Below are 23,948 nucleotides of genomic sequence, written 5' to 3' on the forward strand. Positions count from 1 at the left end.
GTAACGATACCATCATTGGATCGGCTGCTGACGACACCATCATTGGCGGCGCTGGCACTGACAACCTGTCCGGTGATGCGGGGAATGATACCTTCCTGGTCAACCCCGGCGACGGCACCGATTTCTTCCATGGCGGGGCGGGCACGGATACGATCCTGGCGGCTGCGGACAATGTTGCGATTGGCATCCAGACCAACAAAGTTGCCAGCAACTTTGAGGGCATCGAGATTATCGACGCCGGTGGTTACACCGGAGTCACCATCGTCGGCAGCGGCAGCGGCAACAGCGCCTATTGGGACCTCATGGACTTTAGCAACACGACACTGGTCGGCATCACGGCCATCGACGGTGGCGGCGGTAACGATACCATCATTGGATCGGCTGCTGACGACACCATCATTGGTGGGGACGGGTATGACGTTCTCAATGGAGGTGAAGGCGATGACATGCTAACGGGCGGTGCGCACGGGGATGCCTTTGTCTTCGATGTTGATTGGGGCAACGACACTATCGCAGACTTTACCGACGCTGATGTCTTGGATTTGTCGTCTCTAGGCATTAGCTATGACGACATTAACATCGTTCAAAGCGGCAGCGATGTTCTAATTTCTGACGTGAATGGAAATAGTATTGTGCTGCTGGGGATTGATGTTTCTACTATCGACAATACAGACTTCTCGTTCTAATTCACCAATCATTACGGGAGCATTGTCAGAATAGAATTGCTTGAACCTATAAGGCGCTAAAAAGCCCGAAGACATCATTACCTTCGGGCCTCTATTCACTGAAGTTTGGCAGAAAACTGCGATTCTGAATCTCACTTTATGTGTCACAGAATCGCAGTTTATGCGCCCAAAATCTCACTTTATGTGTCACCCTACAACACCTACAGCGCGCTAGATATCCAGGTTTGCGACGGAGAGGGCGTTGTCCTGGATGAAGTTGCGGCGTTCCTCGACCACGTCGCCCATCAGCTTGGAGAAGATCTCGTCTGCCGTGTCGGCCTGGCTGACCTTCACCTGCAATAGCGAGCGCACGTCCGGGTCGAGCGTGGTTTCCCACAGCTGTTCTGGGTTCATCTCCCCGAGGCCCTTATAGCGCTGGATCGACAGGCCCTTACGGCCATAGGCGATGATCATGGCCAGCATCTCAAGCGGCGTGCCCACGCTCTGGCTTTCTTCCTTGCGCGTGACTGTGATCGGCTGCTGGAACAGGTCCCGCACCTCGCCCATGCGCTTGTGAAGGCTGCGCGCTTCCTGGCTTTCGATAAAGTGGGCGTCGATCTTGTGCATGTCGATCACGCCGCGCACCTCGTGGGCAAAGCTGTAGCCGCCATCGTCGGCTGCCATGCCGGACCAGCCGTTTTCCTCTTCGGTGGTCGCCAGCACATTCAGGCGCTCAGCGATCCGGTCGGCCATGGCTTGCCGCGCGGGCTGGTCTTCCAGCAGTTTCTCATCAAAACCGCCCAGAAGGCCCATGGTTTCAATCAGCGTCGCGTTATAGCGCTGCGGCACGTTGGACATGATGGTCTTGATGGCGCGTGCCTCATTGGCCAGATGCTCGATCTCGCCACCAGCATGCTGGGTGCCATTGGAATCAATGATCATCACATCCGATTTGCCTTGGCCGATCAGATAGTCATCCAGCGCCCGGTCATCCTTCAGATAGACCTCTGACCTGCCGCGGCCAACTTTATAGAGCGGTGGCTGCGCGATATAGAGGTGCCCGCGTTCCACCACTTCCGGCATCTGACGGTAGAAGAAGGTCAGGAGCAGTGTCCGGATGTGGGCGCCGTCGACGTCGGCATCGGTCATGATGATGATTTTATGGTACCGAAGCTTGTCGGCGTTGAAGTCCTCGCGGCCGATACCGGTGCCAAGCGCGGTGATCAGCGTGCCGATCTCGTTCGACGCCAGCATGCGGTCAAACCGCGCACGCTCCACATTGAGGATTTTACCGCGCAAGGGGAGAATCGCCTGATTCTTCCGATTCCGTCCCTGCTTCGCCGAACCACCTGCCGAATCGCCCTCCACGATGAAGAGTTCGGAAAGGGCCGGGTCGCGTTCCTGACAGTCGGCCAGCTTGCCGGGCAGACTGGCGATATCGAGCGCGCCCTTGCGGCGTGTCAGCTCGCGCGCCTTCCGTGCCGCTTCGCGCGCGGTGGCGGCGTCGATGATCTTCTGGACAACGGCACGCGCTTCATTGGGGTGCTCGCCGAACCATTCGGTCAGCTTGTCGTTCACCAGGCCCTCAACGGCAGGGCGAACCTCGGATGACACTAGTTTATCCTTGGTTTGGCTGGAAAATTTCGGGTCCGGAACTTTTACCGACACCACGGCCGTCAGGCCTTCGCGGCTGTCGTCGCCCGCGAGGGAGACCTTGGCTTTCTTGGCCAGGCCGCTGTCGTTGACATAGTTGTTGATCGTGCGGGTCAGCGACGCACGGAAGGCCGCCAGGTGGGTACCGCCATCGCGCTGCGGGATGTTGTTGGTGAAGCACAGCACATTTTCATGATAGCTGTCGTTCCACTGCAGCGAAATCTCCGCCGTGATGCCGTCTTTTTCACCCATGATGGTGATGGGCTCGCCAATCTGGCTGGATTTGTTGCGGTCCAGATATTTCACGAAGGCTGTGATGCCGCCTTCATAGAACAGATCCACTTCCTTGACGTCCGCATGGCGGTTGTCGCGAATGAGGATATGCACGCCCGAGTTCAGGAACGCCAGCTCGCGGTATCGGTGCTCAAGGCGCTCGAAATCGAACTCAATGAATTTGAAGGTGTCCAGCGACGGCATGAAGGTCACGCTGGTGCCTTTCTTGCCGCCGGCATCGCCCACAACCACCAGGTCGCCGATCGGCTCGCCTTTTTCAAAGCGCATGGAATGTTCCTTGCCGTTGCGCCAGATCCTCAGCTCAAGCCAGTCGGACAGCGCGTTCACTACCGACACGCCTACACCGTGCAGGCCGCCCGATACCTTGTAGCTGTTCTGGTCGAACTTTCCGCCCGCGTGCAGCTGGGTCATGATCACCTGGGCGGCCGACACACCTTCTTCCTCGTGGATGTCAGTGGGGATGCCGCGGCCGTTGTCGGTGACGGTGCAGCTGCCGTCCGGGTTGAGCGTCATGGTCACCAGGTCACAGTGGCCCGCGAGCGCCTCATCGATGGCGTTATCGGAAACCTCGAACACCATGTGGTGGAGGCCGGAGCCGTCCTCGGTGTCGCCGATATACATGCCCGGGCGCTTCCGCACGGCATCCAAGCCCTTCAGGACCTTAATGGAATCCGCGCCATATTCAGCTGCTGCAGCGTTTTCAGCCATTGCTTCTGGTGTATCGGTCATGTCTTCACTCATACCCTCAGATCCGGTTATCCTTGTGTGTGCAGCGGCTGGATCTTACCGTCCCGCACATCGAAAAATTCTGCCCGTCCTTCAAGCCCGATGAAGAGCTCCCGGTCGGTGCCTGTCAGCCAGCATTGGCTGCCAAGGCTTGAAAGCGCACTAAAAAGCGCTTCTCGGCGGTCCTCGTCCAGGTGCGCAGCCACTTCATCGAGCAGCATCAACGGCGCCTGGCCCTTCTGGGCCGCCTGCAGTCTTGCGTTGGCCAGCACGAGCGCAATCAGGAGCGCCTTCTGCTCGCCGGTGGAACACAGTTCGCCGCGCATGCCCTTGGGCGCATGGGTGACGATCAGGTCCGTCTTGTGTACCCCTTCCGACGCGCGGCCGCTTCTGGCGTCGCGTGCCCTCAGGCTCACCAATTTGTCGCGGTAGGCGCTCTCTGCCTCTACCGCAGCCATCCCGTCAGCGATCTGCTCCTCCAGCCATCCATCGATGGCGAGAAGCGCCTTGGGGAAGGGGCTTTCGTCTGCCGCCTCCAGCTGGCCTGCCAGCTGCCCGGCGAAATCCAGCCTTGCAATGGCCACCGCAACTGCGTGTTCGGCCATTCTGGTCTCCAGCGCCGAGATCCAGGCCATGTCTGCGCCCATGCCCTTTTCCGCGAACAGGCGGTTGCGCTCGCGCATCACCCGCTCATAGGCGCCGACCTGACGGCTGTGGTCCGGGTACAGCCCCAGGACCATACGGTCGAGAAACCGGCGCCGCGCCGATGGGCCTTCAATGAAAAGGCGGTCCATCTGTGGCGTCAGCCAGGTGACCGACCAGCGGTCGCCCAGCGTGTTGGTGCTGGAGATCGCTTCCCCGTCAATCTTCACCAGGCGGCGGGTCGCCCCTTCGCCCTTTGTGCCTTCAAGCCCCGTGCCGACGCGGATATCCTCGCCGTCCAGCATCAGGGTCGCAGCCACTGCCCAGGGGCCTGTGGCTTCCTGTCTGGCGACCTCTTCAAGCGGCGCACGCCTGAGGCCCCGACCAGGCGCCAGATAGCTCAGGGCCTCCAGCACATTTGTTTTGCCGGCCCCGTTGGGGCCCGCCAGCACCACCAGGGGATGGTCCCCCGTGGGCGTGATCTTGGTGCGGCTATAGGACCGGAAGTCCGTCAGCGTCAGGGAGGAGACATAGACACCATGGCTTTGGGGCGCGGGGCTCATGCCGCCTGCGCCCGCTGCCTGGGCTGGTTCAGCCATGGCTGAACCCCGCCGATTTATAGTGTGCCCTAATGGCTATCATGTCTTCAACCAATCCCAAGCTTTCCCGGCACCAATCCGGCCGCAAGCCGCCTTGCCAACCGGGCCTAGACCCGCATCGGCATCAGGACATAAAGCGCGCCTTCGTCGATCATGTCCTTGAGCACCGTTGGCGCCGATGGGTCCGCCAGGAACACCTGCACGGTATCGCCTTCGATCTGTGCCAGGATGTCCAAGAGGTAGCGGCTGTTGAAGCCGATCTCCAGCGCGTCGGAACCGTAGGAGGCCGCCAGCTCTTCCGTCGCTGTGCCGCTGTCCGGGCTGTTGACCGACAGCGTCAGCTGGTCTGGCGCGATCGATAGCTTCACCGAGCGCGTCTTGTCGGAGCTGATGGTGGATACCCGGTCAGTCGCTTCCGCGAACAGGCGGCAATCCATCTCGAGCATCTTGTCGTTGCCTTCGGGAATCACGCGGCTGTAGTCCGGGAAGGTGCCATCGATCAGCTTCGAGGTGATCACGGCGCCATCAAAGGCGAAGCGGATCTTGGTGTCCGACAGGGACACATTCACGTTGCCCTCGAATTCGTCGATCAGCTTGCGGACTTCACCAACCGTCTTGCGCGGGATGATGATGCCCGGCATGCCGGCTGCGCCCTCTGGCACGTCCTGCTCAACCTGTGCCAGGCGGTGACCGTCTGTGGCGACTGCACGCAGGCGCTGGCCGTCTTCACTGTTGGCAACATGCAGGTAAATACCGTTGAGGTAATAGCGGGTTTCCTCGGTCGAGATGGCGAAGCGGGCCTTGTCAATCAGGCGCTTCAGCTCTTCGGCAGCCAGATCGAAGCGGTGCGGCATGTCACCGTCGTTCATGACCGGGAAATCTTCCTTGTCGAGGCATGCCAGCGTGAAGCGGGACCGACCGGCCTTGACCACCAGGCGCTCGCCTTCTTCCAGTGTCAGCTCAACCTCACTGCCGTCCGGCAGCTTGCGCACGATGTCGAACAGCGTATGGGCCGGGATCGTGGTGGAGCCAGGTTGCTGAACGCTCGCAGATACGCGCTCAATGATCGCGATATCCAGGTCGGTCGCTGTCATCGAGACCATGTCGCCTTCAGCTTCGACCATCACGTTCGACAGGATAGGGATCGTGTTGCGGCGCTCTACCACCGACTGTACGTGCCCCAGCGTTTTCAAAAGTGAATTCCGTTCGATGGTGACTTTCATGGAAATATTCTTCTTGCCTAACATTATTAGCCCCACCTCGCGGCTGGGGCGCCCCCTCTCATCCGGGTCTGGCTGGTGAAATCGAGTCGGTGCCCCCGTGCCGGAATTTAGCGATTAAAATCCGGGTCAGGGACGGGTGATTTCAACACCCTGCTGGATGAGGATTTGTGTCTAAGGGAACAATAGCGATTTTCGCCCTTAAACCAAACGAAAAAGCGCCAAAAAGGCGCTTTTTTTTGTGGTTTGGAATCTAAGGAAAACTGCCGAGTCGCAGCCACCAGAATCGGATCTGATTTGAGCGCCTGAAACAGGCCCCGGAATCAGCCTTCGAGAAGCCGGGTCAGGCGCGAAATATCGTCGTCCAGCTGGCTGTCGTCGCGGCGCAGGTCTTCGATCTTCCTTACAGCGTGCATCACCGTTGTGTGGTCGCGCCCGCCGAAGCGACGGCCGATCTCCGGCAAGCTGCGGCTGGTCAGCTGTTTCGACAGATACATGGCCACCTGACGCGGGCGCGCAATGTTGCGGGCGCGGCGCTCGGACAGCATCTCAGCCAGCCTGAGGTTGAAATAGTCAGCCACGGCACGCTGGATCTCGTCGATCGTCAGCTTGCGGTCGTTGGCGCGGATCAGGTCCTGCAGCACGTCGCGGGTCATGTCCATGGTGATGGGGCGGCCCACAAGGGTGGCATAAGCCATCACGCGGTTCAGTGCGCCCTCAAGCTCGCGCACGTTGGATGTGATGCGGCGGGCGAGGAATTCGAGAACCTCGGCAGGCACGATAACACTCTCTGCCTGCTCGGCCTTCGACTGCAGGATGCCCAGTCGCAGTTCATAGTCGGTTGGGTGGATGTCGGCCACCAGGCCCCATCCCAGCCGGCTGATAATGCGTTCCTGGATGCCTTCAAGGTCGGTCGGGGACCGGTCGGCGGTGATCACCACCTGACAGCGATTGTCGACGAGCGCGTTGAAGGTATGGAAGAATTCTTCCTGGGTGCTTTCCTTGTTGGCGATGAACTGTACGTCGTCCACCATCAGAAGGTCCAGGGCGCGGAATTTCTGCTTGAAGGCGTGGGTGTCCTTGAAGCGGAGCGCAGCGATAAATTCGAACATGAATTTCTCGGCCGAAATATAGGCCACACGCTTTGTCGGTTTCTGGCGCTTCATTTCCCAGGCGATGGCATGCATCAGGTGGGTTTTACCCAGGCCCACGCCGCCATGCAGAAAGAGGGGGTTGAAGGTAACCTCATCGGTTTCGGCAATGCGTTTGGCGGCGGCGTACGCCAGCTCGTTCGATTTGCCGACAACGAAGCTGTCGAAAGTATATTTCGGATCAAGAGCCGCGCTCTCGTCGGCGCCAGTGGACGGGTCCACCTCAATAGGACTTGCCGGCGCTCGCTCAACAGGTTTGGCGTTCGCGGCGGCCTGGCGTGCGGCCAGACGGATCGACAGCCCCTTGATGCGCGGGTCCTCGGCGAGGAAGAAATCCTTCAGCCGCGGCGCATAGTGACGTGTGATCCAGTCGCGGACGAATTTGGTCGGCGCTGTCAGCTCAACAGTGCCGCTGTCGACACCCTGATAGCCCAGCTGGCCCAGCCAGGTGGTGTAGGCGTGTTGACCGAACTCATGCTTGAATTTGTCGCAAACCTTTGGCCATGGCGACGCGTCAAAGTTTGCGTCCATAGCGGATGCAGCCCCCCTTGAAGCCCCCATTTTATTACTCTCCCTTTCAGCCATTGGGCGACCTAACCCCTTACAAACTTCGGCACTATGCCCAACGCCTGGACCTTCTTAGTGATAATTCTCACAATAAACCTGTTGCTGACACAACTGCTCCTGCCTCTCCAGCAAAGCGCCAGTCAGGTCCATGGTCCCGATCTGTTATTTTCAAATGCGACGACGTGATCCCAGCCCCCGTTGAGATCCCTGGCAGGTCTCTCCGGTTATAGGGCCTGAACCACATTCGGGCGGTTCCCAAAAATGGGATGGTTGGTCGCCCGGCTGGCCCGCCGCGTAAGATTGGAAGATACATCTGGGGGGTAGCCCCAGCAACTGAATCTATCGCTTGACACAAAGATTCTTCACAGCCCTATGGCGTGAATCAGAGCCGCATACAATATCTTGATTCCGGTAAAAATGGGCTGAATGGTGTGCCCTTTTTGTTCCCGCTCGGCTCTGCAAAAATGAAAAAAGCCACGCCGGAATGGCATGGCTTAGATCGGTATCTTGTCCCGGCAGGCAGCGAATCGGGTTCGCGCCAGCGGCGTCTTGCTTACGCGAGTGCTTTAACGCGAGCGGACAGACGGGAAACTTTGCGGGAAGCCGTTTTCTTGTGGATAACGCCTTTCGTCACACCGCGCATGATTTCTGGCTGAGCGGCCTTCAGGGCCTCACCAGCAGCAGACTTGTCGCCGGAAGCAATTGCTTCTTCAACCTTACGTACGAACGTACGGATACGGCTTACGCGGGATTTGTTGATCAAGCGACGACGCTCGTTCTGACGAATGCGTTTCTTGGCTTGTGCAGAATTTGCCATTTCTTCTACCTTTATCGGACCGCGCTTCAATAACCGTCCAGCGCTTCAGTCCTTGCTTTCTTTGTTCAATCGGGGCCGCCCGCCTTCATGGCTGCGTCCACCAGTTAATTCGAGGTCGGGTCTATATACCCGATATTGGCCCCAGTCAATAGGCTAGGCCCAGTTTTCTCGCTGATTTCCGCCTTAGCAGTTTTTAAACTGCGGCTGGCGTTTCTCGATGAAGGCACTCATGCCCTCTTTCTGGTCTTCCGTCGCAAACAGCGAATGGAAGGCCCGGCGTTCAAACAGAAGCCCTTCCGCAAGCGTTGTCTCCAGCGCCCGGTTGGTGGCTTCCTTGGCCAGTGCCACGCTTGGCGCGGACAGGTCGGCAATGCTGGATGCCACTTCCATGGCGCCGTCCAGCATGTCTTCGGTTGGCAGCACGCGGCTCACGAGGCCGGAACGCTCCGCTTCAGCCGAATCCATCATGCGGCCCGTCAGCATCATGTCCATGGCCTTGGATTTGCCAACAAGACGCGTCAGGCGCTGGGAACCACCGATTCCCGGAATAACGCCCAGCTTGATCTCGGGCTGGCCGAACTTGGCGCTTTCGGCGGCAATGATGAAATCGCATGCCATGGCAATTTCACAGCCACCGCCAAGGGCATAGCCGCTTACCGCTGCGATCACAGGTTTGCGTACCCGGGCAAACACGCTGTTGATCTCAGCGAACATATCTTTCTTGAGAACGTCAGCGAACGAGAGGCCGGACATCTCTTTGATGTCGGCGCCTGCCGCGAACGCTTTTTCACTGCCGGTGACAACAATGGCGCCTATGTCGGCGTCCGCGTCCAGCGCGAGCAGTGCCTCACCCAGTTCCTCAAGCAGTTTGCTGTTCAGTGCATTGAGGGCATCAGGACGATTGAGTGTAATCAGTCCCACGCCTTCTTGCTTGTCCAGCAGAATGGTTTCGAAAGTCATCTTTCAGCCTTCTATTGCTCTGATCTGTGGCTGAGACTCCTAATGCCCTGAGCTTCATTTGAAAAGCCCTTTGTGGCGAGCAGGCCGGGGCGCCCCGGTTTGCGTCAGCTTTGTGGCTCCAGGCGCAGCACCAGACGGGGGGTATCGTCTTCGCCGTCAGTTCCTTTGAAGGTGAGCCGATTCTCCTCGCGCCAACAGTGCATTGCGGTGGTTGGGCTGTCGCAGGCCCAGCCAAGGGCCATCAGCGATTCCCTATAGGAATCCATGGCTTTGGCGGCGGTGTCGTTCAAAAGGAACGTGGCTTCCGCAACAGTGCCGCCCGGGGTGTCAAACACCACCGGTTCGCCCTCAAGGGCGCGAATCACCGAAAGAAACGGCACATCCGGGAAGCCGTCGATGAAGTTTTCTTCGGCACGCGCGCCAAGGCCCACAAACAGGATCATAATCGGAAGCAATAAACGCATGGTCTGGCGGTTTCCCTTCATCGCTGGCAACTCGGGCAATAGAATGTGGAACGATTCGATTGCACGATCCGGGCGACCGTACCACCACATCCGGGCTTTGAACACTCTTCTCCTTCCCGGCCATAGGCCTGGAAGCTGTGCTGGAAATAGCCAAGCTCGCCGTCTACCTGGGCATAGTCCTTCAGGGTTGATCCCCCGGCTTCAATCGCCGCCGTCAGCACCTCGCGGATGATTGGGAACAGGCGATCGGCGCGCTTGCCCGCGACACTGTCGGCGGTGCGCTTGGGGCTGATGCCCGCGCGCCAAAGCGCCTCACACACATAGATATTCCCCAGCCCCGCCACCAGCTTCTGATCCAGCAGTGCGGCCTTGATGCTGCTTTTCCGGCCCTTGAGGCCCGCATTCAGCACATCCAGGTTGAACTGGTTCCCCAAGGGCTCCGGTCCAATGGATTTCAGAAGCGGGTGGTCGTCCATATCGTCAAGGCTGGTGAAGGTGATAATGCCGAAGCGCCGGGTGTCGTTATATATAATATGGTCGCCGCGGTCGGTGACAATCACCACATGGTCGTGCTTGCCCACCGTGGGCGCAGGCGCGCCTGCAGGCGTGATGGTCACGCGACCGGACATCCCCAGGTGCAGGATCACCACAAGGCCGTCGGCGCATTCCATCAGGATATATTTGGACCGTCGTGTGAGTCGCTCGATCCGGTTGCCCGTAAGACGCACTGCGAAATCAACCGGGATCGGCAGGCGGAGGTCCGGCCTGTTGGCCACAGCACTTTTGATGACGGCACCTTCCAGAACCGGCACAAGGCCGCGCCTGACGGTTTCAACTTCGGGAAGTTCGGGCATTTATTTTCCTACAGGCAAAATCTGATAAAGAAACCCGGCATATACGATGGGTGCACCAATGACACAGGCCCACTGGAAGGCCATTGACATAACCCGACTGCGGATGATCGCAGGATTCATAATATGAAGGTTGGCAGCTTCTTTTTCTGCGGTAGCACACAGATCATCCTCGATCGCATGAATCTCGTTCTTTAACTGAGTGCAATAAAAGCCCGTAGCTAAGGACAGGCCACCATAGAACACGACAAGAAGGCCAGCGCCCAAAAGCGAAATATCGTCTCTGATGAAGTTCACTGCACCGAAAACAGCGAAAGTTACCGTCAGCCAAAATTTCATGGTCGACATATAGGCGTCACTTGTCTGGTTTCGAATGTCCAACAGTTCGTATGCGGTCATTCGGGGCCTCCTTTAAATTTCTAATGGAGCTCTCTTTTACTATCGCAGGGCATATTGTCGCGTTTGTCCTTATACTCTAAACGAGGCTGGCGCATGGCCGCCGCGTGGGCTATGGTCCGCCAAAATGACAGGGCAAGCCACCATAATGTCAAGCAGCAAAGACGATAAGATGAGCGAAACACACACCCAGGCGCCGACCGAGAGCGAGGCCACCACCCATTTCGGCTTCCAGACCGTGGCGGAAGACAAGAAGGCCGATATGGTCAAGGGCGTGTTCAATTCCGTGGCCAAGCGCTATGACATCATGAATGACGTGATGAGCATGGGCATCCACCGGCTGTGGAAAGATTCGCTTATCAATACCGTCAATCCACGGCCCGGCATGCACCTTCTGGACCTTGCGGGCGGCACCGGCGATATCGCTTTCCGATTCCTTGAGACGTCCAGGGGCGGCACCGTAACCGTGTGCGATATCAATGCCGAAATGCTGGCGGTGGGCAAGGAACGCGCTGAAAAGGCGGGATACGCGGGCCGCGCGGAATTCGTCTGCGGTGACGCCATGAAGCTGCCGTTCGCCAGCCGGTCGGTCGATGCCTACACCATCTCCTTCGGTATCCGGAATGTCACACGCATCCATGAAGCGCTTGAGGAAGCCTACCGCGTGCTGAAGCCCGGCGGCACCTTCTATTGCCTTGAGTTCAGTCCCGAGGTCGTGCCCGTGCTGCAAGAGGCCTACGACACATACAGCTTCAATGTCATCCCGACGATGGGTGAGTTCATCACCAAAGACCGGGACAGCTACCAATATTTTGTGGAATCCATTCGCCGGTTCCCCACGCCCCAGAAGTTTGAGGGAATGATCAGGGAAGCAGGCTTTGCGCGCGTGAAATATCGCACCATGTCGGCGGGCATCGTGGCGATCCACCAGGGCACCCGGATTTAAGCGGCAAACAAAGGGCAGGCGCGTGCGCACAATCGGATATCTTTTCCAGCTTTATATGTTGGCCGTGGGGCTTCGCCGCTTCGGGGCCATCCGGGCGCTGGCGAACATTGACCTTGTGCCTGCGTGGGCGCCGCGTCTGCTGCGTCTGTTCACCTTTTATGTGCCGCACAAATTTGGCCTGCCAGCGTCTGACGGCGAACGGCTTGCGCTTGCGCTTGCCAGTATGGGCCCGGCCTATATCAAGCTTGGCCAGACACTGGCAACCCGGCCTGACCTTGTAGGTCGACCTCTCGCCGAAGGCCTGACCACATTGCAGGACCGCCTGCCGCCTTTCAAGTTCGCCAAGGCCCGCGCCACCATTGAGGCCGAGCTGGGCGGCAAACTCGAAGATCATTTTACCGCGTTTGAGGAAGTGCCTGTCGCGGCGGCATCCATCGCGCAGGTCCATAAGGCTGTCACGGAAAAGGGTGTGCCGGTGGCCGTGAAGGTGCTGCGGCCCGATATCGAAGCGCGATTCGTGCGTGACCTGAAGCTGTTTGACTGGCTGGCCGTGCTCGCGGAACGCAATGTCAAGGAAGCCCGGCGCCTGCGGCTTTCGAAGATCGTCGACAAGGTCAAGGAAACGTCCCTGCGCGAGATGGACCTCAGGCTTGAGGCCGCGGCCGCGGCAGAGCTCGCAGAAAACATGCGCGGTGAAAGCGGCTACCGTCTGCCCCATATCGAATGGGACCACACGGCCCGCCGCGTGATGACGCTGGAATGGGTGGACGGCATTCGCCTTGCCGACCGCGCAGCACTTGAAGCCGCGGGCCATGACCTTGAAGCCCTGGGCCAGAAGGTGGTGCAGGTGTTCCTAACGCAAGCGCTTCGTGACGGCTTCTTCCACGCTGACCTGCACCAGGGCAACCTGATCGTGGAACCCGACGGCACCATCGCTGCCATCGATTTCGGCATCATGGGGCGTCTGTCGAAGCGCGAGCGCCAGTTCCTCGCGGAAATCCTCTATGGTTTCATCCGGCGCGATTATATCCGCGTGGCGCAGGTGCATTTTGACGCGGGCTATGTGCCAAAGAACCAGAGCCTTGAAGAATTCGCACAGGCCCTCAGGGCCATCGCCGACCCGATCATGGACCTGCCGGTGGAGGAAATCTCCGCGGGCCAGCTCCTCGCGCAGCTGTTCGCCACCACCGAGCGTTTCGCCATGCAGACACAGCCGCAGCTTTTGTTGCTGCAGCGCACCATGGTGATGGCTGAAGGCATGGCGCTGCATCTCTACCCATCCGCCAACATGTGGCAGATATCCGAGCCCGTGATCGAGGCCTGGATACGGGCCAACCTGTCGCCCGAGGCCCGCCTCGCGGATATGGTGGCCAACCTGCCGCGCTTCCTTGAGCGCCTGCCTTACCGCATTGAGAAATGGCTGTCGGAAGAGGATGATGAACAAACTGAGGACGATGACTGGGAAGCCGCACCTGCGCCTGCACCCAAGATCGGCCTGTGGCCCTTCGCGCTCGGCCTCATCACCGGCGCCGCCATTATCAAAATTTTGATGCTATAAATACTAATTTCAGGGCAGGCCCTTCTCACATTTCGGACACTCTTTAGGTGCCCAAAACATGTTGGAGTAGGGTATATTTTTTTCGAACAGGACTATAGTTCTGATGATCAGGTTCTTGCTGCAGAACGGGCACCTGAACAATGTGAGCGACCAGATGAACAGGCTTGCCTCGACTATGAGCAGCCCGAAAATCAGATAGGTTTGGGTCTCGTCGCTCAGGTCAAATATATACCCTAGAGAAATGAGTATAAGCCCGCCTGCTAAAAGCATGCAGACAACGGCTCCCAGCCTGATCCAATGGTTTTTGTTTGTTTCACTAGCCATGAAGCGGCCTTCCTACCGAGAAGTTGTTTTGCTGTTTGGTGTATGAAATAGGCCCGAACTTTCCGTCGAGATCAACGGAGATCATGCGACGCTTGCGCCATCGCCTGAATTGGCGGACACTGTCCCTTCCATAACAGGGGAGGGATTTATGGATAACCTGCTTTCGAAGTTTGACCCGTTCGCGGCCCCCTTGGGCCGCCTGTTCCTGTCTATCATTTTTATTGGTGCCGGTTTTGCAAAGGTCGCAAGTGGCGGCGCGGGCATGGTGGAATATATGGAAGCGGCCGGTGTGCCGGGTTTCCTGTTCTGGCCTGCGGCCATCTTTGAGCTGCTGGCGGGGATTGCGATCCTCATCGGCTTCAAGACGCGGCTGGTTGCGTTCCTGCTGGCGGGCTTCTGTCTTGTGACCGCGGTGTTGTTCCACGCCGATTTCGCTGACCAGATGCAGCAGACCATGTTCCTGAAGAATCTGGCCATGGCGGGCGCGTTCCTTATCCTCATGCGCTTCGGTGGCGGGGAATTCGCGCTCGACAACCGCGCAGCATCCGGCGACAGCTAATTAAGTGTAGGGCAACTCACCCTTTTGGGTTGCCCTATAAATTCTTTAACGCTTTCGGTCTATCATTCCTCAGAAGGGGTAAGGGATAGTTGATTGCATGATTTTCGCACGGCTTTTCGCCATTTGTTTCTTCATTCTGGCGTTGCCATCAAAAGCTGCTCTCAGTTCTGACGGAGAGTTCCAGTTTCTGGCGGAAGCATTGGCGCCCTATTCTTTTCGGGATGGCCCGGAGATCAGAGGCATCTCGGTTGACATTCTGGTGGAAATGTTTGCGCGTGCAGACATGCCCTACAGGCGACGCGACATCGCTATTGTGCCTTGGGCACGGGGATATGCCCAGGCCCAGGCCCGCCCCAACACCGTCCTTTTTTCGACTGTCAGGACACCGGAACGGGAAAAGCATTTTCTTTGGGTTGGGCCCATTGCGGCCACACAAACCGTTATATGGGCGCGCCGGGAAGATAATATTACGATAGACAACCCATCAGACCTGAACCGGTACCACATTGGTGTTTCCCAGGACACGGTTGGCCATGAATGGCTTAAGGAAAAGGGTGTCTCCCCCAGTTCCATGATGTCGATCGTACAAGAAAGCAGGGGGGCATTGTTGCTGTCGCGCGGCAGAATTCATCTTTGGGTCGCTGATGCGACGATGGCCCGGTGGGAAATCCGTAAACTGAAACTCGCGGCGTCCAAGTTCGAGATCGTACATGTTCTGCTGAAAGACAGCCTCTATTATGCCTTTCATCCAGAAAGCGACAATCAGGTGATCCATGATTTGCAGGCTGCTCTGGACAGCATGAAAGCAGATGGCACCTATACCGGAATTATGTCGCGTTACCTCCATGCAGACATCCTGCCCTGACCACCGGTTTTACACTCTCTCCTTGAGGCCCGCCCTGTTCCCGCCTATATGTCGGGGACCGGTTTTTTGAAAGGGTCCTGCATGCTCAAGGGCAAACGCATACTTCTGATCATCGGCGGCGGGGTCGCGGCCTACAAGGCGCTTGATCTGGCGCGCCGCCTGATGGAACGCGGCGCCTCCGTGCGCGGGGTGCTGACATCCGGCGGGCAGGAGTTTATCACGCCGCTCAGTGTCGCGAGCCTCACCGGCGACGAATGCTATACGGACCTCTTCTCCCTCAAGGACGAAGCCGAGATGGGGCATATCCGCTTGAGCCGCGAGGCCGACCTGATTTTAATCGCGCCTGCGACCGCAGACCTGATGAGCAAGATGGCCAACGGCATCGCCAATGACCTGGCGTCGACCATCTTACTCGCGACCGACAAGCCGGTGATGATCGCACCTGCGATGAATGCCCAGATGTGGGACCACCCAGCCACCAAACGGAACCTGGAGACCCTGCGGGGCGACGGAGTCCATATCGTGCAGCCGGGCGACGGCATGCTGGCCTGCGGCGAAGTGGGGCCTGGGCGTCTGGCGGAAGTCATGGATATGGTGGCTGCGGTCGAGGACTTCTTCGGTGGTGACAACCTGCTGCTGTCGGGCAAGCGCGCGGTGGTCACCGCCGGGCCGACCCATGAGCCCATCGACCCCGTGCGCTATATTGCCAACCGGTCCTCGGGCCGACAGGGCTTTGAAGTGGCGGCGGCGCTTTCGCGCCTGGGTGCGGATGTGACGCTGGTGGCCGGGCCGTGTGCGCAGGAAACACCGGCCGGCGTGACCCGGGTGGATGTGGAGACCGCGCGTGAAATGCAGGCCGCGGTGGACGCCGCGCTGCCCGCAGACATCGCCGTATGTGTGGCCGCAGTCGCGGACTGGCATGTGAAAAATGGCGGTGCCCAGAAATTGAAGAAATCCAAAGACGGCACGCCATCGTTCGAGTTCGGCGAAAACCCGGACATCCTGAAGGGGCTTTCCGGCCTGAAAAAGGGCCGCCCGGCGCTGGTGGTGGGCTTTGCGGCAGAAACCGAAAATGTGGTTGAGCACGCAACAGAGAAGCGCGTGCGCAAGGGCTGCGACCTGATCGTGGCCAATGACGTGTCGGCCCAGACCGGCATCATGGGCGGCGAGTATAACGAAATTCATCTGATCAGCGCCGCGGGCGCGGAGAGCTGGCCGAAAATGGAAAAAAGCGCGGTGGCGGACAAGCTCGCGCTCAAGATTGCAGAAGTATTGAAGGGATAAAGCGTGATGCGCGACAATAAAGTGGTGATTGAGGTCAAACGGCTTGAGCACGGCGCAGGCCTCAACCTGCCGAAGTATGAGACCGAACAATCCGCCGGGATGGACCTGTATGCAGCCCTTGGCGAGGGCGAAAGCATCACCCTGGGCGCGCTGGACCGCGCCATGATCCCGACCGGCCTTGCCATGGCGCTGCCCGCGGGTTTTGAAGCGCAGGTGCGTCCGCGCTCTGGCCTGGCCGCCAAGAACGGCGTGACGGTCCTCAACACACCTGGCACCATCGACGCGGACTATCGCGGCGAGGTGAAGGTGATCCTGGTGAACCTCTCGAACGAACCTTTCACCATCGAGCGCGGCATGCGCATCGCCCAGATGATCATCAGTCCCGTCACCCAGGGCACCTGGGCCGAGGTTGAAGAACTCAATGAGACCGCACGCGGCGCCGGCGGTTTTGGCTCCACTGGCGTGAAGTAACTGGTGGCAAACTTTGCCAAATGGTTCACCACAGCTGTTGTACTAAATGTAATTGTCGCTATTGCCTTGATGGCAGTCGCTAAATTGCTTGGTCCAGCGAGCCGCGAGTGGGGCACGGTTGTTATCATGTTCTTACCTCCAGCGGTGGCGGTTGTAGCGGTTGGGTTGAAGAATCAAGCTGCAGCTTTCAGCAGCTTGTTTGTGATCCTCCCAATTCAAGCATACATCTCGTTTTATGCGACGTGCGCTATTTACGGGAGGTGTTTGTGAACCATCGTGAGGAACTAGGATTCCATGTTCGTGATCTTTGATCTGGACGGCACGCTGGCGGATGTGGATCACCGCCGCCATCTGGTGAATGGGCCGAGGCCGGACTGGCCGTCCTTTTACCGGTCGTGCGTGTCTGACTCCCCGAAGCATGAGGTGATCGGCGCCTTGAAGGCGCACCTGAAAGCAGGGCACCGGGTCGAGATATGGTCCGGCCGGTCTGATGAGGTGCGGGCCCACACCCACGATTGGTTGGAGGAGCACGGCATCGACCCCAGCCTTCTGACCCGCATGCGCGACGCGCGGGATTTCACCCCGGATCATATCCTGAAGCGCAATTGGCTCATGGCATGTGACGCGCGCCCGGATGCGGTGTATGATGACCGCAACAAGGTGGTGGACATGTGGCGTGCGGAAGGCATTCCGTGTTTCCAGGTGGCGCCGGGCGATTTTTAGGCCGGTCTCAAGAGGGGGTCTTCATGAAAGCAGGTGTGATTATTCTGATTGTGCTCGCTGCGCTGATCGGCGTGGGCATCTACACTGTGACGAACCAGCAGGAACCGGCGGCGTCCGAACGCCTGCCTGACAATCTGCGCAGCTTGCTGCAGGAAGAGATGCGCCTGCTGAATGCGGGGGTGCAGTCGATCGACGCAGCCCTCAAAGCGGGTGATGAGGCGACGGTGGCCTCTGTCGCCAGACAGATGCACGACAGTTTCATCCTCAGGCAAAAGCTGACACCCGACGATATCCGGCGGCTGAAATTTGTGCTGGGGGCAGATTTTGTCCTGACCGACAAGGCGTTCCACGGCACAGCGCTTGAGCTTTCCCAGGCCGCACAAGCAGGCGAAGCCGAGCGCCAGACACAGATATTTCAGTCCTTGAAGGCGGCATGTGTAAGCTGTCATGAGCGCTACGCGCCAGCGAGCGTCGCAGAACTTGTGACACCCTGACGCAGCGCGCGGAAAAAGCAATTTTTGCCATCGTTGCGGCACGATCTGGTGCTATAGCAGGATGGCAATCAAGTTGAAGCGGAAATGAGGCACTCTATGAAACGCAAAATTGCGGCACTGATTTTCCTGGGGACGGGCCTGGCAGTTACCGGCGGGGCCGTCTTGTCAAATAGTGGGCCAGAGGACGCGCCGGCGCTTGAACTGTCTGACCACATGCGCGGGTTCCTGAAGGATGAAATGCTGCAGCTGGCGGTCGCTGGACGAGGCATCGAGGAGGCCTTGGCCGCTGAAGACCATGCCAGCGTGCAGGAATTTGCGTCCCACATGGACAAGGCCTTCATTATGCAGCAGGAAGTCACCACCATGGACCTGCGCGAGCTTGAGCTGGTGCTGGGCAAGGAATTCGTCGAACGCGACAAGGAATTTCACGCCATGGCCCGCGCCCTTGAGGCAGCGGCCAAGGCCGAGGATATTGTGGGGGAGCGCAAGATTTTCGGTGACATGCTGCGCGCCTGCGCCGCCTGCCACCAGGATTATGCCCCCGAAGCGCCGGTGTTAGAGTAGACCTTTATGGATTTCACAGACGACCAGCTGGAGCGCTATGCGCGCCATATCATTCTGCAGGATGTCGGCGGCGCCGGGCAGATTGCGCTATTGAACGCCAAGGTGCTTGTGGTGGGTGCGGGCGGCCTTGGTGCGCCGGTGCTCCTGTATCTCGCGGCGGCGGGCGTTGGCACGATCGGTATCGTGGATGACGACGCTGTTGAGCTTTCGAACCTGCAACGCCAGGTGATCCACACCACCCCCGATGTGGGCAAGGCCAAGGTGGAAAGCGCGGCCGAGAAGATCGCGGCGCTTAACCCGGACGTGACGGTGAATGTGATCCCTGAACGACTGACCATGGCCAACGCGGCCAAAATCATCGCGGACTATGACATCGTCGCCGACGGCACAGACAACTTCAAGACACGGCACCTGATCAGCGACACCTGCGTGGCGCTGGAGAAGACCCTGGTGTCGGGCGCGCTGTCTTCCTATGAAGGGCAGATCGCCACTTTCAAGCCGCACGCGGGCGCGGGTCTGCCCTGCTATCGCTGTTTCCTGCCCCACACACCGCCCGCGAACGAAGCGCGCACCTGTGCGGATTTTGGCATTCTGGGCGCGGTCGCGGGTATGGTGGGCACCATGCAGGCGCTTGAGGTGTTGAAGGAAATCACCGGTGTGGGTGAAAGCCTGGCAGGCAAGATGCTGATGATGGACGCACGCGATATGGCTGTGCGCAAGATCAACCTGCCGCAGGACCCGAACTGCCCGGCATGCGCAAAGGGAAAAAGCTGATGGCAAAGGCGCAGGCAACACGGAAACCCATGACACTGATGGTGATCAGCCCTGACCCTGAGCGCATCCATATGGCGTTGATGACGGGCGCGACAGCCAGTGCCATGGGGCGGCCAGTGACCTTCTTTTTCTCCAAATCCGCGACGCCCTTCCTGACCGAAGGTGGCTGGGCGCAACTAAAGACACAGGCTGGTGTAACGGGGCCGGCAATGGACACAGCACTTGAAGACAAGGGCGTGGCCGACAGCTGCATCTTGATGGACGGCCTCGCGGCACTTGATGCCCGCTTCCTGGTGTGTGAGGCCGCCTTGCGCGAACACGACCTTGATGTGACGTCGCTTATCACCCGCCCTGCGGTTGAGATCGCAGGCCTCGCCGAAATCATCGAAAAAGGCCATGGCGGCGACTGGCTGACTTTCTGATTCTCTTTGTATACCGTCACTCGCCGGCAGGACCGGCGAGTCTATTGAAGAAAAGTGGGTTCGCCGATCCAGTCGGCGAATGACATGTTTGATTTGTAATTGGCATGTTACCATGGTACATAGATAACATATTCAAGCGAGGAAATGGCAATGACAACAAAAATTGAGCGCGTCCAAACAGGCGTTCGCATGGAAAAGCGGCTGGTCAAGGTGCTGAAAGGCACTGCGGAATATCTGGATCTGTCGCTGGGGGATCTTCTCGAGGGCATCGTGCTGCATGCCTTTGACGGCAAGACGCCACCGTTTTCCGAAGAAACACGCGCCAAGATTGCCACCCTTATGAAGGTCTATGACTGTGACCTGAATGCCAGCCACAGCCATAGGCTGACGGAATAAGCCTGAGCCCCGACAGACCTGAGCCCCGACAGAAAGGACGACATCATGACCGACCAAGATTTTATGGCTGCGTTCGAGGACACGAGCCTGAACGCAAACCTGTTTAACCATGAAGCGCACATCCGCATGGGCTGGATATATGCGACACGCTTTCCGCTCGCGGACGCCATAGACCGATTCGCGCGGGCCCTGAAAGCCTACACCCGGGCGTTGGGTTGCGTCGACAAATATCATGAAACCATTACCTGGTTTTATATGCTGCTGATCGCGGAGCGGCAGGCGGAAACACAAGCAACGAGCTTCGATGTATTTCTCGGTGCTAATCCTGACCTGGTGGCAACGCCGTCCATCCTGATGCGCTATTATTCCCAGGATACTCTTGCGAGTGCCCGCGCCCGCCAGCATTATATCCTGCCGGACCAGGGGACACGCCAGGAGGCCGCATGACCGACGATGAGCTGATCGAAGCCTTTGAAAGCCACCGGCTGACGCGCGAAGCTTTCACCCACGAAGCCCATCTGCGCGTTGGGTGGATTTACCTGCAGCGCCTGCCGCTTGGCGAAGCGTGCGATACTATGGCGCGGGAGCTGCTGGCGTGGGATGTCGCCTTTGGGCTTGGGGACCGCTATCACGAGACAGTCACCTGGGCCTTCATGTTCATCATTCATGAGAAGCAGCTGGCGTGCGGCGCCAAAACCTTCGACGCGTTCCTGGAAACCAACCCCGACCTGATGCGCAAAAGCCCGCCTTTTCTGGCGGGCTATTACAAGGATGCGACGCTCGAAAGCGAGTTGGCGCGCAAGAACTTCCTGCTGCCGGATGTGGGGCGTTAGGCCAGCGCAGCCTTCACCGCTGCGGCGCAGTGCACCTCAGTGGTGTCGATAAGCGGTACAGCCGTATGCCCGGGTTTCACCAGAAGGCCGATCTCCGTACAGCCAAGGATGACAGCATCGGCGCCGCCTTTGTGCAGGGCTTCAATGATTCGAACATATTCTGCCCGCGAGGCCTCGGAAATCACGCCTTTGCACAGTTCATCAAAAATCACGTCATGGATAATGGTGCGGTCGGCCTCATCAGGGATGACAACTTCAATGCCGAACTTCTCGACGATTCGGCCTTTGTAGAAATCCTGTTCCATGGTGAAGCTTGAACCCAGAAGCGCCAGCGTCTTGTAGCCGTGCTCAAGGGCTGCTTCAGCTGTGGCGTCGGCGATGTGCAGAAGGGGCACGGATGTGCGTGTGCGGATGGCGTCTTCGACCAGATGCATGGTGTTGGTGCAGATCAGCGTCATGTCGGCGCCCGCGGCCTCAAGCCCCGCGGCAGCATTACCCAGCATCTCACCAGCCGCGTCCCATGCGCCCTCGCGCTGCATCTGTGCGATCTCATCAAAGTTCACGCTGTGCAGCAGAATTTTGGCGCTGTGCAGGCCGCCAAGCGCGTCCTTGATGCTTTCATTCAAGAGCCGGTAATAGGTGGCTGTCGATTCCCAGCTCATGCCGCCAAGCAGGCCAATCGTCTTCATGGGGTCATCCCTTCTTCATCCAAACAACATTGGCAGCAGGTTAGAGGGGGCGCAACAGTGAAGGCTTTCAAAAAAGTGACCCCAAATCGCCTGCGGCTTTTTGTTTCGTCGACAAGGCTGGGCGGTGGCGGCTATCCTGCCGCCATGACTTGCAAGGCGACACATAGGAAAGTGACGGCGGGCGCCATCAGCGCCGAGCTGTTGCCGCGCGCGCCCTACGATGTGGCCTACACGCCGGACCGGGTGGTTGCCGGTTTCGCGTTCGATATCCAGACCGGCCTGCACGCCTTTGCAACCGACCGGGCATCGCCTTTCCTGACCATGCCGGACAGCATGGCGCTGACACCCGCCGGCTGTGATATTCGGTCACGGTCGGATGTCGGGGGCGAATATCTCACGGTTACCATCACACCGGGGCACGAGCAGCACTATGCTGACGCCTTTGATGGGGCGGCCATCTACCAATATAGCAATGCCGCGTTCAAAGGCGCGGGCACTGCCGCCAGGGCGCTCAGGCAGCTTTTGATCCTGAACCCCGAGGAAGAAACGGTGGCCGAAGGCCTTGCGGCGGTCCTCTTTGAGGCTGCCCTCAAAGCCAAGCCCGCCACAGCCAAGCCCGCCAGCAGCCTGACACGTACCCGCATGCGGCGCCTGCATGACCTGATCGAGGCCCGCTTCGGAGACAAGTTGACAGTTCTTGAGATGGCAATGGAAGTGGGCTTGTCCGTTGGCTTCTTCATTCGTGCGTTTGCCGCGGCCACGGGCACCACGCCGCACGCCTACCTGCTGGAACGCAGGCTCAGCGAAGCCCGTCGGAGCCTGACACGGCCGGAAGCATCCATCGCAGACATCGCCCACGCTTGCGGGTTTGCCAGCCAGGCGCACCTGACCAGCAGCTTCAGAAGTCAATTCGGGATCGCGCCTGCGGCTTACCGGACACGTGTGGCTTAGGGCTCAGGCCTGAAGGTCAGCGCCCGCGCTGGCGTTCCTGTTCATAGGTTCCCAGCACATTCACATGCTTGGTGTGGAAGCGAAGTTCTTCCATCGCGCGGTGGACATTTTCCATGCCCTCATGACCTTCGATATCGGCGTAAAATTCGGTCGCGGTGAAGCTGTCCGATTCGTAATAGCTTTCAAGCTTGGTCATGTTGACGCTGTTGGTGGCGAAACCGCCGAGTGCCTTATAAAGCGCTGCCGGAATATTGCGCACCTCGAAGGTGAAGCTGGTCATCACCGGGCCGGCCAGGTCCGCCGCCGCGACAGGTTCGCGTGACAGCACCACGAACCGGGTGGTGTTGTGGCCTTCGTCCTGGAAATCCTTGCGGATGATATCAAGGCCATACACGTCCGCGGCCAGCTCGCTGGCGATGGCGCCAACGGAAGGGTCGCCCAGCTCAGCGACATGCTTGGCAGAGCCGGCGGTATCGGCAAACGGCAGGCGCTCAATCCCGAGCGCACGCAGGTTCTTGCGGCATTGCCCCAGTGCCTGGACATGGCTCTTCACAGTCTTGAGCGTGCTCTCATTCGCACCTTTGACGCCCAGAAGGCAGTGGCGGATGGTTTCGAAATGCTCACCGATAATGTAAAGCCCGCTGCCCGGCAGCAGGATATGGATATCCGCCACACGGCCCGCAGTCGAATTCTCGATCGGAATCATGGCAAGGCGTGCGCGTCCCTGTTGGACAGCGGCCAGCGCGTCCTCGAAGCTCGGGGTCGACAGCGGCTCCATATCCGGAAACTTGGCCTGGCACGCCATGTGGGAATAGGCACCAAGCTCGCCCTGGAAGGCGATCAGCTTGTCTGTTTCCTGGGTGGTCGGGCTTGCCATGACGGAGGTTTCTTTCTGGACTGTTGAAAAAATCGCGGTTGAGATTAGTGCCAAGGCCACCCGGCCAAGTCAATGCAGGAAGCGCACGGTCCTGCCGATTCTGCAGGGTGATTTTGGCGGTGCGCTGCTTTGTCGCATAAAAAAGGCGCCAAAAAACCCGATTTTTTGGCCTAAGGTGGCAAAATCGTGCAAATGACGACTTGAATAAAGGGC

At 58.8% G+C, this 23,948-nt stretch carries 27 protein-coding genes; 16 read left to right on the forward strand and 11 right to left on the reverse strand.

Annotated features, from left to right (window positions below):
* The coding region (locus KORLAC_RS18920) for a calcium-binding protein (RefSeq protein ID WP_160328662.1) at positions 1–686 on the forward strand (686 nt) is incomplete at its 5' end.
* Between the two features lie 210 nt (positions 687–896).
* Here the strand turns inward: KORLAC_RS18920 and gyrB are convergent.
* The 9 genes from gyrB to KORLAC_RS18360 all read right to left on the reverse strand — a co-directional run bounded on the left by gyrB (position 897) and on the right by KORLAC_RS18360 (position 11,008).
* Entirely contained in the window at positions 897–3,341 is a 2,445-nt protein-coding gene (gyrB, locus tag KORLAC_RS18320) for a DNA topoisomerase (ATP-hydrolyzing) subunit B (protein ID WP_068309421.1), read from the reverse strand.
* A gap of 26 nt (positions 3,342–3,367) precedes the next feature.
* Positions 3,368–4,579: a DNA replication/repair protein RecF gene (gene recF / locus KORLAC_RS18325; protein ID WP_082714782.1), complete on the reverse strand. Its 1,212-nt coding sequence runs from the start codon at positions 4,577–4,579 to the stop codon at positions 3,368–3,370.
* A 107-nt stretch (positions 4,580–4,686) separates the two neighbouring features.
* On the reverse strand, positions 4,687–5,802 hold the full coding sequence (dnaN, locus tag KORLAC_RS18330) for a DNA polymerase III subunit beta (RefSeq protein WP_068309425.1): 1,116 nt from the start codon (positions 5,800–5,802) through the stop codon (positions 4,687–4,689).
* Between the two features lie 320 nt (positions 5,803–6,122).
* Positions 6,123–7,481 carry a chromosomal replication initiator protein DnaA gene (dnaA, locus tag KORLAC_RS18335; protein WP_068309236.1) on the reverse strand — a complete coding sequence of 453 codons (1,359 nt, stop codon included), beginning with the start codon at positions 7,479–7,481 and terminating at the stop codon, positions 6,123–6,125.
* Between the two features lie 589 nt (positions 7,482–8,070).
* The gene (rpsT, locus tag KORLAC_RS18340) at positions 8,071–8,334 is read right to left on the reverse strand and encodes a 30S ribosomal protein S20 (RefSeq protein WP_068309238.1); all 264 of its coding nucleotides are present in this window, start codon (positions 8,332–8,334) and stop codon (positions 8,071–8,073) included.
* Positions 8,335–8,517: 183 nt separating this feature from the next.
* Positions 8,518–9,294, reverse strand: a complete 777-nt coding sequence (locus tag KORLAC_RS18345; RefSeq protein ID WP_068309239.1) for an enoyl-CoA hydratase — start codon at positions 9,292–9,294, stop codon at positions 8,518–8,520.
* A gap of 104 nt (positions 9,295–9,398) precedes the next feature.
* The gene (locus KORLAC_RS18350) at positions 9,399–9,758 is read right to left on the reverse strand and encodes a hypothetical protein (RefSeq protein ID WP_139167680.1); all 360 of its coding nucleotides are present in this window, start codon (positions 9,756–9,758) and stop codon (positions 9,399–9,401) included.
* Positions 9,759–9,775: 17 nt separating this feature from the next.
* On the reverse strand, positions 9,776–10,612 hold the full coding sequence (gene mutM, locus KORLAC_RS18355) for a bifunctional DNA-formamidopyrimidine glycosylase/DNA-(apurinic or apyrimidinic site) lyase (protein ID WP_068309243.1): 837 nt from the start codon (positions 10,610–10,612) through the stop codon (positions 9,776–9,778).
* Entirely contained in the window at positions 10,613–11,008 is a 396-nt protein-coding gene (locus KORLAC_RS18360) for a hypothetical protein (RefSeq protein ID WP_068309245.1), read from the reverse strand.
* A 145-nt stretch (positions 11,009–11,153) separates the two neighbouring features.
* On the opposite strand from KORLAC_RS18360, the gene ubiE reads away from it, so the two are divergent.
* The 14 genes from ubiE to KORLAC_RS18440 all read left to right on the forward strand — a co-directional run bounded on the left by ubiE (position 11,154) and on the right by KORLAC_RS18440 (position 21,218).
* Positions 11,154–11,951, forward strand: coding sequence for a bifunctional demethylmenaquinone methyltransferase/2-methoxy-6-polyprenyl-1,4-benzoquinol methylase UbiE (gene ubiE / locus KORLAC_RS18365; RefSeq protein WP_241493452.1), 798 nt, complete (start codon positions 11,154–11,156; stop codon positions 11,949–11,951).
* 22 nt (positions 11,952–11,973) lie between these two features.
* Complete coding sequence (gene ubiB / locus KORLAC_RS18370) at positions 11,974–13,509, forward strand: 2-polyprenylphenol 6-hydroxylase (RefSeq protein WP_068309247.1); 1,536 nt, start codon at positions 11,974–11,976, stop codon at positions 13,507–13,509.
* 472 nt (positions 13,510–13,981) lie between these two features.
* Positions 13,982–14,392 carry a DoxX family protein gene (locus KORLAC_RS18380; RefSeq protein WP_068309251.1) on the forward strand — a complete coding sequence of 137 codons (411 nt, stop codon included), beginning with the start codon at positions 13,982–13,984 and terminating at the stop codon, positions 14,390–14,392.
* Between the two features lie 97 nt (positions 14,393–14,489).
* Entirely contained in the window at positions 14,490–15,257 is a 768-nt protein-coding gene (locus KORLAC_RS18385; protein WP_068309253.1) for a substrate-binding periplasmic protein, read from the forward strand.
* An 81-nt stretch (positions 15,258–15,338) separates the two neighbouring features.
* On the forward strand, positions 15,339–16,541 hold the full coding sequence (gene coaBC / locus KORLAC_RS18390) for a bifunctional phosphopantothenoylcysteine decarboxylase/phosphopantothenate--cysteine ligase CoaBC (RefSeq protein ID WP_068309254.1): 1,203 nt from the start codon (positions 15,339–15,341) through the stop codon (positions 16,539–16,541).
* Positions 16,542–16,547: 6 nt separating this feature from the next.
* Entirely contained in the window at positions 16,548–17,012 is a 465-nt protein-coding gene (dut, locus tag KORLAC_RS18395) for a dUTP diphosphatase (protein WP_068309256.1), read from the forward strand.
* Positions 17,013–17,306: 294 nt separating this feature from the next.
* Positions 17,307–17,735 (forward strand): phosphatase domain-containing protein, encoded by a 429-nt coding sequence (locus tag KORLAC_RS18405; RefSeq protein ID WP_068309259.1) that lies wholly within the window; start codon positions 17,307–17,309, stop codon positions 17,733–17,735.
* A 23-nt stretch (positions 17,736–17,758) separates the two neighbouring features.
* Positions 17,759–18,229 carry a cytochrome c gene (locus KORLAC_RS18410; RefSeq protein ID WP_068309261.1) on the forward strand — a complete coding sequence of 157 codons (471 nt, stop codon included), beginning with the start codon at positions 17,759–17,761 and terminating at the stop codon, positions 18,227–18,229.
* A 96-nt stretch (positions 18,230–18,325) separates the two neighbouring features.
* Entirely contained in the window at positions 18,326–18,793 is a 468-nt protein-coding gene (locus KORLAC_RS18415) for a cytochrome c (protein ID WP_068309263.1), read from the forward strand.
* A gap of 6 nt (positions 18,794–18,799) precedes the next feature.
* Positions 18,800–19,567 carry a HesA/MoeB/ThiF family protein gene (locus KORLAC_RS18420; protein ID WP_068309265.1) on the forward strand — a complete coding sequence of 256 codons (768 nt, stop codon included), beginning with the start codon at positions 18,800–18,802 and terminating at the stop codon, positions 19,565–19,567.
* Positions 19,567–19,989 (forward strand): DsrE family protein, encoded by a 423-nt coding sequence (locus KORLAC_RS18425; RefSeq protein WP_068309266.1) that lies wholly within the window; start codon positions 19,567–19,569, stop codon positions 19,987–19,989. The genes KORLAC_RS18420 and KORLAC_RS18425 overlap by 1 nt, the downstream gene beginning before the upstream one ends.
* A gap of 150 nt (positions 19,990–20,139) precedes the next feature.
* Positions 20,140–20,385 (forward strand): hypothetical protein, encoded by a 246-nt coding sequence (locus KORLAC_RS18430; RefSeq protein ID WP_139167679.1) that lies wholly within the window; start codon positions 20,140–20,142, stop codon positions 20,383–20,385.
* A gap of 45 nt (positions 20,386–20,430) precedes the next feature.
* Positions 20,431–20,832 (forward strand): hypothetical protein, encoded by a 402-nt coding sequence (locus KORLAC_RS18435; RefSeq protein ID WP_068309272.1) that lies wholly within the window; start codon positions 20,431–20,433, stop codon positions 20,830–20,832.
* A complete protein-coding gene (locus tag KORLAC_RS18440; protein ID WP_068309273.1) occupies positions 20,829–21,218 on the forward strand; it encodes a hypothetical protein in 390 nt (129 codons plus the stop codon). The genes KORLAC_RS18435 and KORLAC_RS18440 overlap by 4 nt, the downstream gene beginning before the upstream one ends.
* On the opposite strand, the gene KORLAC_RS18445 is transcribed toward KORLAC_RS18440, so the two are convergent.
* The gene (locus tag KORLAC_RS18445; protein ID WP_068309275.1) at positions 21,215–21,907 is read right to left on the reverse strand and encodes an aspartate/glutamate racemase family protein; all 693 of its coding nucleotides are present in this window, start codon (positions 21,905–21,907) and stop codon (positions 21,215–21,217) included. The two genes, KORLAC_RS18440 and KORLAC_RS18445, sit on opposite strands and share 4 nt — an antisense overlap.
* A 57-nt stretch (positions 21,908–21,964) precedes the next feature.
* On the opposite strand from KORLAC_RS18445, the gene KORLAC_RS18450 reads away from it, so the two are divergent.
* Positions 21,965–22,858, forward strand: coding sequence for a helix-turn-helix domain-containing protein (locus KORLAC_RS18450; protein ID WP_068309276.1), 894 nt, complete (start codon positions 21,965–21,967; stop codon positions 22,856–22,858).
* A gap of 16 nt (positions 22,859–22,874) precedes the next feature.
* Here the strand turns inward: KORLAC_RS18450 and KORLAC_RS18455 are convergent, their stop codons facing one another.
* The gene (locus tag KORLAC_RS18455) at positions 22,875–23,735 is read right to left on the reverse strand and encodes a prephenate dehydratase (RefSeq protein WP_068309278.1); all 861 of its coding nucleotides are present in this window, start codon (positions 23,733–23,735) and stop codon (positions 22,875–22,877) included.
* Positions 23,736–23,948: the final 213 nt, after the last annotated feature.

It is taken from the genome of Kordiimonas lacus, assembly GCF_001550055.1.
Classification (GTDB): Bacteria; Pseudomonadota; Alphaproteobacteria; order Sphingomonadales; family Kordiimonadaceae; genus Kordiimonas; species Kordiimonas lacus.

What these genes read in the sequence shown, in the direction of transcription:
- KORLAC_RS18405 (WP_068309259.1), top strand. Translation starts at nt 17,307, where the DNA reads ATGTTCGTGATCTTTGATCTGGACGGCACGCTGGCGGATGTGGATCAC.
- KORLAC_RS18385 (WP_068309253.1), top strand. Translation starts at nt 14,490, where the DNA reads ATGATTTTCGCACGGCTTTTCGCCATTTGTTTCTTCATTCTGGCGTTG.
- recF (WP_082714782.1), bottom strand. Translation starts at nt 4,579, where the DNA reads ATGGCTGAACCAGCCCAGGCAGCGGGCGCAGGCGGCATGAGCCCCGCG.
- KORLAC_RS18380 (WP_068309251.1), top strand. Translation starts at nt 13,982, where the DNA reads ATGGATAACCTGCTTTCGAAGTTTGACCCGTTCGCGGCCCCCTTGGGC.
- KORLAC_RS18455 (WP_068309278.1), bottom strand. Translation starts at nt 23,735, where the DNA reads ATGGCAAGCCCGACCACCCAGGAAACAGACAAGCTGATCGCCTTCCAG.
- KORLAC_RS18425 (WP_068309266.1), top strand. Translation starts at nt 19,567, where the DNA reads ATGGCAAAGGCGCAGGCAACACGGAAACCCATGACACTGATGGTGATC.
- KORLAC_RS18360 (WP_068309245.1), bottom strand. Translation starts at nt 11,008, where the DNA reads ATGACCGCATACGAACTGTTGGACATTCGAAACCAGACAAGTGACGCC.
- gyrB (WP_068309421.1), bottom strand. Translation starts at nt 3,341, where the DNA reads ATGACCGATACACCAGAAGCAATGGCTGAAAACGCTGCAGCAGCTGAA.
- dut (WP_068309256.1), top strand. Translation starts at nt 16,548, where the DNA reads ATGCGCGACAATAAAGTGGTGATTGAGGTCAAACGGCTTGAGCACGGC.
- KORLAC_RS18445 (WP_068309275.1), bottom strand. Translation starts at nt 21,907, where the DNA reads ATGAAGACGATTGGCCTGCTTGGCGGCATGAGCTGGGAATCGACAGCC.
- KORLAC_RS18410 (WP_068309261.1), top strand. Translation starts at nt 17,759, where the DNA reads ATGAAAGCAGGTGTGATTATTCTGATTGTGCTCGCTGCGCTGATCGGC.
- KORLAC_RS18430 (WP_139167679.1), top strand. Translation starts at nt 20,140, where the DNA reads ATGACAACAAAAATTGAGCGCGTCCAAACAGGCGTTCGCATGGAAAAG.
- dnaA (WP_068309236.1), bottom strand. Translation starts at nt 7,481, where the DNA reads ATGGACGCAAACTTTGACGCGTCGCCATGGCCAAAGGTTTGCGACAAA.
- KORLAC_RS18440 (WP_068309273.1), top strand. Translation starts at nt 20,829, where the DNA reads ATGACCGACGATGAGCTGATCGAAGCCTTTGAAAGCCACCGGCTGACG.
- KORLAC_RS18350 (WP_139167680.1), bottom strand. Translation starts at nt 9,758, where the DNA reads ATGCGTTTATTGCTTCCGATTATGATCCTGTTTGTGGGCCTTGGCGCG.
- KORLAC_RS18420 (WP_068309265.1), top strand. Translation starts at nt 18,800, where the DNA reads ATGGATTTCACAGACGACCAGCTGGAGCGCTATGCGCGCCATATCATT.
- ubiE (WP_241493452.1), top strand. Translation starts at nt 11,154, where the DNA reads ATGTCAAGCAGCAAAGACGATAAGATGAGCGAAACACACACCCAGGCG.
- KORLAC_RS18415 (WP_068309263.1), top strand. Translation starts at nt 18,326, where the DNA reads ATGAAACGCAAAATTGCGGCACTGATTTTCCTGGGGACGGGCCTGGCA.
- KORLAC_RS18345 (WP_068309239.1), bottom strand. Translation starts at nt 9,294, where the DNA reads ATGACTTTCGAAACCATTCTGCTGGACAAGCAAGAAGGCGTGGGACTG.
- coaBC (WP_068309254.1), top strand. Translation starts at nt 15,339, where the DNA reads ATGCTCAAGGGCAAACGCATACTTCTGATCATCGGCGGCGGGGTCGCG.
- KORLAC_RS18435 (WP_068309272.1), top strand. Translation starts at nt 20,431, where the DNA reads ATGACCGACCAAGATTTTATGGCTGCGTTCGAGGACACGAGCCTGAAC.
- dnaN (WP_068309425.1), bottom strand. Translation starts at nt 5,802, where the DNA reads ATGAAAGTCACCATCGAACGGAATTCACTTTTGAAAACGCTGGGGCAC.
- mutM (WP_068309243.1), bottom strand. Translation starts at nt 10,612, where the DNA reads ATGCCCGAACTTCCCGAAGTTGAAACCGTCAGGCGCGGCCTTGTGCCG.
- rpsT (WP_068309238.1), bottom strand. Translation starts at nt 8,334, where the DNA reads ATGGCAAATTCTGCACAAGCCAAGAAACGCATTCGTCAGAACGAGCGT.